Source organism: Thermogutta sp., assembly GCF_014359955.1.
GTDB lineage: Bacteria > Planctomycetota > Planctomycetia > Pirellulales > Thermoguttaceae > Thermogutta.
The window spans coordinates 1-9,699 of the sequence record NZ_JACIYL010000087.1 but is presented as its reverse complement, the minus strand read 5'-3'; the positions used below and the strand labels follow the sequence as shown (position 1 = coordinate 9,699).

At 59.6% G+C, this 9,699-nt stretch carries 7 protein-coding genes; all 7 read right to left on the bottom strand.

Translation table 11 applies throughout. The features are described 5' to 3' along the window. A partial coding sequence (locus tag H5U08_RS04525; protein WP_297030680.1) for a hypothetical protein occupies positions 1-1,398 on the bottom strand: 1,398 nt, incomplete at its 3' end. A 186-nt stretch (positions 1,399-1,584) separates the two neighbouring features. After that, on the bottom strand, positions 1,585-2,826 hold the full coding sequence (locus H5U08_RS04520) for a prepilin-type N-terminal cleavage/methylation domain-containing protein (protein ID WP_297030677.1): 1,242 nt from the start codon (positions 2,824-2,826) through the stop codon (positions 1,585-1,587). 1 nt (position 2,827) lies between these two features. Next, complete coding sequence (locus H5U08_RS04515; protein WP_297030675.1) at positions 2,828-4,042, bottom strand: prepilin-type N-terminal cleavage/methylation domain-containing protein; 1,215 nt, start codon at positions 4,040-4,042, stop codon at positions 2,828-2,830. Beyond that, positions 4,039-5,013: a prepilin-type N-terminal cleavage/methylation domain-containing protein gene (locus tag H5U08_RS04510; RefSeq protein ID WP_297030672.1), complete on the bottom strand. Its 975-nt coding sequence runs from the start codon at positions 5,011-5,013 to the stop codon at positions 4,039-4,041. Before H5U08_RS04510 ends, H5U08_RS04515 begins: the two co-directional genes overlap by 4 nt. Further along, on the bottom strand, positions 5,010-5,969 hold the full coding sequence (locus H5U08_RS04505; protein WP_297030669.1) for a prepilin-type N-terminal cleavage/methylation domain-containing protein: 960 nt from the start codon (positions 5,967-5,969) through the stop codon (positions 5,010-5,012). The genes H5U08_RS04510 and H5U08_RS04505 overlap by 4 nt, the downstream gene beginning before the upstream one ends. 360 nt (positions 5,970-6,329) lie before the next feature. Next, positions 6,330-7,664 (bottom strand): type II secretion system F family protein, encoded by a 1,335-nt coding sequence (locus tag H5U08_RS04500; protein ID WP_297030666.1) that lies wholly within the window; start codon positions 7,662-7,664, stop codon positions 6,330-6,332. Positions 7,665-7,809: 145 nt separating this feature from the next. Further along, positions 7,810-9,525, bottom strand: a complete 1,716-nt coding sequence (locus H5U08_RS04495) for an ATPase, T2SS/T4P/T4SS family (RefSeq protein ID WP_297030664.1) — start codon at positions 9,523-9,525, stop codon at positions 7,810-7,812. Between the last annotated feature and the right edge of the window lie 174 nt (positions 9,526-9,699).

Genomic DNA, 9,699 nt, shown 5'->3' with positions numbered 1-9,699 from the left:
GGTGTTGGTGTCCGGGCCGGCAGCGAGGATCCAGTTCGCTCCCACAGGAGCACCATCGACGTTGAGGGTGTCCTGCTGATAATACCGCGGGTCGGCCTGGACGAGCGAGCCGTGGGCGTTGAGATTGAGTCGCCCGTCCAAATCCACGCAGAGGATGGCGGCGAGGGGCTTGTAGCGCCTTCCATCGGGCAGTTGACGGATGGGCAGCCCCACATCGACCCAGATGCTGTCCGGCACGCCGTCGCCATCGTTGTCCACATCCCATCGCCATGAATTGGGATTGATGCTCAGGAGCGAATCCGGCTGACCATCGTTGTTGGTGTCATCGAATCCCGGCTGGTAGCTCGGATTACTGCCGTCGAAGTTGGGGTGGAACACGCGAAGAGGCCGGAGAATGAATTTCCGCTCAAACAGGGCCACCTGGCGTCGCACCTGGGGGTCGGGGATTGTTTCTGGACGCAGAAGGTAATTGAACCGCACGGCCGGGTCGCTGATCGAGCCCCAGTTGATGATGTTGCCGTTGATCGCCTGGTTGAACCAGTAGGCGATGAGCGACACCCGATGGAAGGACGGTTCCGGCACAAGCGACTCTCCGGTGGCAGGGTGCGGCAGCACCATCGCCAGAAACATATTCTGGTAGTCGGCCGCATCGTAGTCTTCGTTGGCAGAAAGAAGGCCATCGTCTGCGGTGCCGGGCACGCCGTCAGGGCCCGCATATTGCTGGAGAAATTCTCTGACGGCGGCATTTGGGGTAAGGGCATAGGGCATGCCCTGGAGATCCGTAGCGGCCAGGCGATCCGTGTTGTTAAATCCAACGCCCGTGCCCGAGAAGGCCCGACCATCGACGAGATAGTTGATGACCTGGCCACTCTGCAACTTGTTCTGGACAGCGGCAAAGGAAACGCTCTCGGGCGCCACCACAAGGAGCCGATTGTTGACGGCATCATAGTCCACGATTCGCGTGGTGATTCCCGCTACCGGAGGCGTGAGGAAAGTGAGCGGACAACCGACCCATCGTTCGGGACTCGGGAAATTGGGAAGAAAACCCCAGATCTGTCCGCCAGCTACGGGAATAAGGGTGGGAGGGGTCGGCGGAGAAAAGGGCGGGATCGCCCCCGCCACCCATTTTTCTCCGTAAACGTCTTCCAGTAGGCTGTGGCACCAGATGGAGGAGTGGGGGTTATTGGAGCCGCGGATCACGTCCAGGGCTACCTGCATGATCGTCTGGTCGGGTGGGTCGTACTGCTCCTGGAAGCGTTTGGCGGCCTCCGCTCCCCGCCGGGTGTGTCCCGTCAGGACCACGTAGGCCAGCACAATCAGCCCGAATACCGAGAGGATCGCCAGCGTCAAAAGCAGGACAACGCCTTTTCGTGGTGTCGGTTTGGCCTGGATCCTCATGTTCATGTACCTCGAATGTTGCTCTCCGGTCCGCCTGCCCTGGGCGACCGGGATGGCTGTCGCGCTCTCATTCAAACATCCGGGATGGGTTCGCCGTTTGGCGGGCCCTGGCTGCCGTGAATGTGTTGCGGCGTGTCTGGCCGGTGCGTCCGAGCATCTCGGCGGGGACCCACCCACCGGGACGCTTCAGCGAGCAGCGAACGACGCGCGGCTCAGGATTTCCGGGTCGATCACCTCGGTGTACACGCCGTAAACGTTGGTGCACAGCACGGCCTGAGTTTCTACGGGCACGCCATCCCCATCGGTATCGTTATTGGTGCGAAGACACCAGGAAATATTCCAGTCCGGTCCCGCCACGGTGATTTCTCGGAAATAACTCTGGTTCTGGTTGACCACGTCTCCCGCAGCCACTACCCGATACCACAGAAACACGTTCTGCCACTCCTGCGGGTTGCTGCTGACGAGGGCGCGCCCGGCCAGCAGAATGTACTGGCCCTCCGGGACCCTCAGGTAGGCGTCGGCCTGAGCGGCATCCGCGACGCGACTTGTGGGAATGGAGAGCCGCAGATCGCCCCCACCCAGAAAATTCGCCGTGGCCACTCGCTCTCCGGGAACTTCCGCTGCGGGATCATCGCGCCACAGGAAATTGCGATCGCGAAAGACCACGGCAGAAACGAGATATTTCTGCGTGCCGGAGGGACTTCTCGGCACCTGGGGAACCACCGTGATCATCCAGGAGTACATCCCCTGGTAATCGGCATAGAGCGGATTGCCCGACCCGGTATCGCCTGGCAAAGTGGGCAATGGAACCGCCGCTCCCGTGTCCGTTCGAAACAGCAACCGTGGCCGGGTCAGTCGGCTTGGGTCGAACACCAGGTCATCTTCGCCCACCACGATACGCTGCCAGATCTGCGGGTTCATAAGGATCGCCTGGACGTTTGCCGCCAGCGTTGGATTGGCCGCAATGTTGACGGTAACCCGAAGCATGCTCAATGCGGTACCCGGGGGATTGTAAGGGAATCGGGCCAGGTCCGCGGATCGAGCGTTGGGCACAGCGCCTTGCTGGTTGTTGATCTGGGCGATGTACAGGGGGTCGATGCAGAAGGACTCACCGAGCGGCAAAGGCTGGTCCCGACTTGACACAACCGGTGAACCCTGAACGGTGAGCCATCGCACAGGCTCCAGCCATTCGCGAACACGGACTTCAGAAAGGGCATTACGCCCGACGGTGGCTGTACGATCCGCAATCAGCGCCCGCATCGCCGACATATTGCCGATCACCACCACGGCGGCGATCCCCAGCATCCCCACCGTGAGGATGAACATGGCGATGAGGACTTCCAGCAAACTGAAGCCGCCGCGCTTCCCCGCGGGGGAGAGTTCCGGGCGGGTCGCCGTTGGCGTCAGGGTTGTCCCAGGATGAATCACCTCAGCGTCCTCCCACGCCTTTCATCAGTCGGGCATCATTGCGAGCCGCGTACAGATCGTTGGGAACCTTCACGTTATTGACCATCGTGGTACCGCTCACCGGGGCAGTAACGGCCAAACCCGTATTGGGATTAATCACCAGCCAGTAATTGGTGATGTCCTGCCAGTTGTAGAGACCGTCTTCGGCCAGAGACGGACCTCGCGGGTTCGGTGGTGCACTTGCCAGGGCAGGCATCCGCTCCCAGCGCCCGATGAGGAAATAGATCGGCTCTGTGACTGCCGATTGCGTGTTCTCATAGAACACCCGCTGGACGCGACCGTCCGGGGCAAAGAGCACGATGACAGGGGTCGGATCTTCGACTTCGGAAGTGCTCGTGTTGTGGTCCACAGGGACGAAACCACTGGGATTTCCCATCATGACCATGCTGTCGGTGCCCGAGGAATACAGGTCGATCACTGTTCCCGTTGGCAATCGGACGGGGGCCGCCGCGGTCGATTCGGGGCGGCGATAGATCTGGAATGTCACCGGGCGCGAACCGATCCCGTTGGCGGGGTTTTCAGGCGGGAAGGGAGCCGACGGGTTGGTCGTTGCCGGCCAGGGTGTGTCCGCCACATCTTCGAGTTTCACCAGAAGCACCGCGAACGGCGTGCTCTGAACGGGGAAGTTGGGATCGCCGATCAAATTGTCGGAATCTGCGTCGGCATTGCCATCTCCGTTCAGATCCAGGCCCACAATCCGGTAACGCACCCCCTGTGATTCGAACGTGATGACATCTCCCACCGCCACGGGAAGGGTCTGGGTGAGCACGCTTGCGACCTCGGCCGTGTTGAGGCGAACCTGAAAGACCGTGCTCGTTCCCAGCCGCCGGACGATGGCGCGGGCCCCGATGACATCTCCCGCGTAGGCTGGTGGTTCTTCTACCATCCGTAGGGTCACCGCGGCTTCCGGCTGGATTTTCAGACGTTCGATGGACACGCCGACCGGCCGACCGATCTCCATGGCACGATTGCGAGCGGCATAAAAGAACGCCGAAACCGTTCGCGATGCCTCACGAATCCGCCGCTGCTCCATCATCGGCCGTATTCGCGGCACCATCACCGCAAGAAGGATGAGCAGAATCGTGATGACGACGAGCAGCTCGATGAGCGTCACACCGTGCCGCCCGTCGCGGATCGGCTTTTCACGCACAGGAATCCTCACCCACCAGCCGGTCATGGCATGGTCTCCGCACGGTGGTTGTGAATGTTGTCCTGATGGCACCCGAGGTAGTCATCCGGATTGTTGGGATCGTCGGCGGGTGCTCCCACGGGAAGCGTGTACCATTTATCCCAGTTGGCGAAATATCCAAGCTGGCCCTGAAGGTCCAATCCGTAAAACCCGTCTGGACCAGCGGAATAAATGAGCGGGACCACCCGCCAGGCTCCCGGATCGACACGGAGCGGATCAAACGGATCGTGGTCGGCCTGCTTTTCCTCGGCACTCGCCGTGGGGCTGAGCTGGATATCGGAGTCGGGAAAAGCCACCGGACAGCGGATGAAATAGATGGGATGGCCCCAGCCGTCCACAAACTCGAAATAGCCGTCCCCGTCGGTGTCCGCAATCTCGTTTTCCGCGAAGAGTTCCCGGCTGCCCGGCGACCCTTCCGTCACGATCAGATAAAGCAGTTCCGCCGGCGAGTGCTGACCGCTCGGCATCTTCTGGAGGAAGCGACGAAAATACCGCCTGGCGAGAGCTGTTCGCGTCATCGAGCGGGTGACCGGTTGCCCGTTGGGCAAAGTCAGCGTGAGCGAAATGGGGAGATTTTCATCGGCCGGGGTCAGGTTATTGGGATCGTTGGCTGGCCAGGTGACGTCGCTCAGCCGATCCGGCATTTCCCAGGCCATGATGCAGCGGATGGCCCAGAGACGGAATTTGGCCGCCACCAGAGGAGGCAGCCCGCGGGTGTCAACGGGAACCCGGCGGGTGCGATAGGAGTCGTAGCGCTCCATGATGATCTGGTTGATCTTGGCGATCGTGGCCTTGGTTTTGGCCACGCGACCTTGCTGCCGCACGCGGAGAATCGCTCCCCAGGTGATCCCCATCAAAATGCTGATGATCACGATGGTGACGATCAGCTCCGCCAGCGTGAAGGACCGCCGCCTTCGCCCGAGGAGAGACCGGATTGTGGTGTACGTCTTCCCCGTCATTTGATTTCATTCTCCAGCCGGGTGGCGAAATTCGTGATGTTATCGTAGTCACCTTTAGTGAAGTTGACGCCATTGTCGCTGATCGGCCAGGTGGTTGGGTCAGGCTGCCGCGGACCACCGTAATCGCCATCCAGCCCTGGATGGATGAGCTGGAACGAATCCGGATTCCGCCAGTTTTCGCTTGTACTCACTCGATAGGGCACGCAGCCAAGAGGAATGAGGTTGACTTTGGTTGCATACGTGCGGGTGCCGTCGGGGGCTCGCTCGGAACGAAAATAGACCACGCTCGGCGGCTGGTTGGAATCGGAGACGATGCGGGTGTCAGGAACGTAGGTCATGACGGAGATGGGTGATCCCGTCCAGGCGATTTTCGTTGGATCGAATTCAAAGAGGCTGCCTGCTCGCGGCTCGCCACGCTGGATGGGATTGGCCTCATCCGCGTGGAATCCCACCGGCTTGTAAACGCTCCCCGGTTGCAGGAAGGGATCGCCCGGCTTGATATCGGGCAAACCCCCCAGCCAGAAGACGAGGGCGCTGCGGGCATCGAGCGCGTCCAGATCGATGTTGTACTCGCTGGCAAGCCGCTTCTTCAGCGTCTCGTAGAGCGGGGTGGGCGAATTGATGACGGTGGGATCCGAGGTATCCACCCTGAATCTCGGCCATCGCCGCCGGATGTGGCGTTCAATGTCCAAATTGCGGTTGGGACCCGAAAAATCGGGAGGAAACTCACCGAACTGGTTCTTGTATTCCATGAGGGCGGCTTCCAGTTGTTTGATCTGGGTATAGATGGCCGCCTCGCGGGCCCTGGCACGGGCTGTGATGGTGGCCGCCGAGATGAGCGCTATCAAAATCCCGATAATCACAATGACCGTGAGCAACTCAACCAGGGTGAAACCCCTGTTTTTCCGGCGATGCTCCGGCCGAGGGGGGATTCTCACCATTTCTACGCCGTTCATAACCGATCTCCCGAGTTTCGTGCCTGTCTGGTCTCCACGATCATTGTAAAGGGGCTTGCCTTACCAGGCGGTCTATGTCGCCAAAAACGCGCCATCACGAGGCGTGATTGCGCCGGTTCTTTGCAATTGACGAAACAAGCGGATAACCATCGAGCGCTCCCGGTGGGGGATCGTCCTGGGAAGCTGACCCTGTTGGGCTAAAGGGCAGAACTTTTTCCCACGCACCAGCGAGACGCCTGTGTTGCACAAGTGAACACAATCTCCCGACCTGAAAGGTGCCCTTGCCCAGGCACCATCGGTTGCTGGCTGGCCCGATGAGTCGTCCCTCCGTGCCGGTCTTCTTCCCGAAGACCCTGTTTCTCAACCGGACAGTTTTTGAATCAGTGCGATCAACGGCAGGAAGAGGGCGATCACGATAAATCCCACCATGCATCCCAGCACGATGATCAGCACCGGTTCAAACAGGCTGAGGAGGCTTTCGGTGATGATCGCCACTTCCTCGTCGTAGTTGTCTGCGATCTTGTACAGCATTGTGTCGAGCTCGCCCGTCTCCTCACCCACGTCCACCATATTGATGGCGATGTCTTCCATGATGGGGTTGTTCCACCGGGTGAGGTACAGGAGCAAGCCGATCGGTCCACCCAGGAAGAAAAAGAACCAGAACGCCGTGACGGGATGGAAGCCGGGACGTGAATTGTCCTTGAGTGGCTTGGCGATCGTTTCACCTTCCCGAATCGCATCCAGCACCCGTTGGTACAGCCGCTCAAACACCGCATTGGTGGCGGTGTCCCGCGTGATTGTCAGGGCCTCGAGGATGGGCACACCGCTGGCCACCAGGGTGCCCAGCGTCCGCGTGGTTCGCGCGATGATGTTCTTTTCCACGAGCTGGCCGAAGATCGGCAGCCGCAATTTGAACAGGTCCCATCCGAAGCGACAGTACGGGAACATGTTCATCAACTTGATAAACAACCAGATGCCGAGCGGAATCCCCGGCAGCAGAAACCACCAGTGGATGATCGTCTGAGACACGTTGATGAGGATTTGCGTGGGGACGGGAAGGTCGGTCTCAAATTCCTCGAAGATTTTCTGGAACTGAGGCACGATCTTGATCATGATGAAGGTCAGGATGAGGCACGCGAACACGATCACGGCGATCGGATACACAAGCGCGCCTTTGACCTTCCGCTTCAACCAGAGTGACCGTTCCTGAAATTCCGCGAGACGGCGAAGGATGACTTCCAAAGCACCACCGGCCTCACCGGCCTTGACCATGTTGACGTACAGCCGGTCGAACGCCTTGGGGGCCTTGGCCATGGCCTCGGAGAGCGTCGCCCCACCCTCGATCTCCTCGATGACGTCGATGAGACAGTTCTTGAGGCTTCCAAAGAGGGAGGGCTTGGCCTGGGCCTCGAGAATCTTCAGGCTTCGCAAAATCGGCAACCCAGCGTCCTGCAGCACCGAGAGTTGCTTGGTGAACGTGGTCAGTGTCTTGGCGTTGACCCGGCCAATGGAAAACGTCTTCCGCGATTTCGCTTTGGCGGTCTTTTCCTTTTTTTCCTTCTGTGGGGCGATCCGCGTGATGTAATACCCCATCTGGCGGATCGTCTGTTCGGCTTCCTCCTGGGTTGCCGCCTCAATGACGTCCCGGATCTCCTGTCCGGTGGCGTCCATGGCTTCGAACTGGAACTTCGGCATGGCCTGGTCCTCACACTGCGGGGCAGGGACACCGGATGTGTCACCTCGCCCGACTCAGCCGATCCCACTCTTTCCGAACCGCTTGCCTTTCTATTATTCGCTGCCGCTCAGTCGGATGATGCTCAAGCCACAAAATAGGCATTGATCACGCTTCAATGGTCGTTTCGCGGACGACCTCTTCCACCGTGGTGATCCCCTGGTAGATCTTTTCCAGGCCATCCTGACGCAGTGTCTTCATGCCTGCGCGGATGGCCGCATCCCGGAGCTCTTCCGTCGAGGCCCCCCGGTGAATAAGTTCACGGATTTCCTCCGTGATGGGCATCAGTTCGAAAATACCCGTGCGGCCTTTAAAGCCGGTATTGTTGCAGTTGGCACAGCCGCGACCGCGATAAAACGTCTTTCCAACCACGTCCTCGGGCGTCATTTCCAAGTCTGCCAGGGCCTCTGTGCTAGGCACGGTGAGTTCCCGGCATTCCGGACAGATCTTGCGAACCAACCGTTGGGCGAGAATGGCTTCCACGGTGGCCGTGATGAGGAACGGCGGCACGCCCATGTCGCGGAGTCGGGCAATCGAACTGGGCGCGTCGTTGGTGTGCAGGGTGCTGAACACCATGTGCCCGGTCAACGCCGCCTGCACGGCGATTTCCGCCGTTTCCAGGTCACGGATCTCGCCCACCAGAATGATATCCGGATCGTGCCGCAAAATGGCGCGAAGCAGATTGGCGAACGTGTTTCCGATGTCCGGATCGATGGGAATCTGCACGAGGCCGTCGATCGTGTATTCCACCGGGTCTTCGGTGGTGATGATCTTGTCTTCAATGGTGTTCAGTTCGTTGAGCGCTGCATAGAGCGTGGTCGTCTTTCCCGAACCGGTGGGACCGGTCACCAGTACGATCCCGTGGGGCCGGTGAATCACTTCCCGGAACTGCGCCAGCGTCGTCGGGTCCATCCCCACCTGATTGAGGTCGAGCATCACCACGGACTTGTCCAGAACCCGAAGGACGCAGCTCTCTCCGAACATGGTGGGCAGAACGCTCACCCGTAAATCGACGGGATGGCCACCCACCGTGAGACGGATTTTTCCGTCCTGCGGCAGACGACGCTCGGCAATGTCGAGGTTGGCCATCACTTTGATCCGCGTGGTGATGGCGAACGCCAAATGCCGGGGCGGGGGAACCATTTCGTAGAGCACACCGTCGGAGCGGATGCGGATCCGGAATTCGTTCTCGAACGGCTCAAAGTGCAGGTCACTGGCGTGCTCCTTGATGGCCATGAGGAGCACCATGTTGAGGAGCCGCCGGACCGGGGCACTCTCCGCGAGGGCCTCCACACTGCTCAGGTCGATGGGGCCGTCCTGTTCCAAGCTCTGGGCCGCTTTGACCAGCTCACTGTCTTTCTCCAACTCCTCGATAATCCCCTCAATGCTTTCCGCCCCCGAATAGTAGCGTTGCAGCGCTTGTTCGATCTGACGCTCGGTGGTGACCACCGGCCGGATCTCGTACCCCAAAAAACTCCGCAACTCGTCGATCACGGACAGTTTCTGGGGTTCGCACATCGCGATCGTCAATGTGTTATCATGAAAAGAAATAGGCACGATTTTGTAGAGCTGAGCCATCGGCTCGGTGATGCGGTTCAGGACCTCCGGTGGGATGGTGAGTTCGTTGAGCTGAACTACCGGCAGGTTGAACTGTTCCGCCAGCGCCTGGGCAAGCTGGTCATCGTTGATCAGCCCCATCCGAATCGCAATCTGCCCCAGGAGCTCGCCTTTATGCTGTTTCTGCTCCTCAAGGAGCATTTCAAGCTGGGATTCCGTGATGAAGCCCAGGTCCACAAGAATTTGACCAATCCGCCGAAGAGCCATCCGCTTTTCCTGCTATCCTGCGATGCGCCTTGAGTTGACCTGACAGCCGACAAAAACACCCACACAGGCCGGAAAGATCTGTCTTCCCGGTCCACACTCTATCTTAGCCAGTCGCACGTATTTATCCAAATGTCGCTGGTTCTCTTATCTTCGCCCGTTTTGGGCCATTTCACG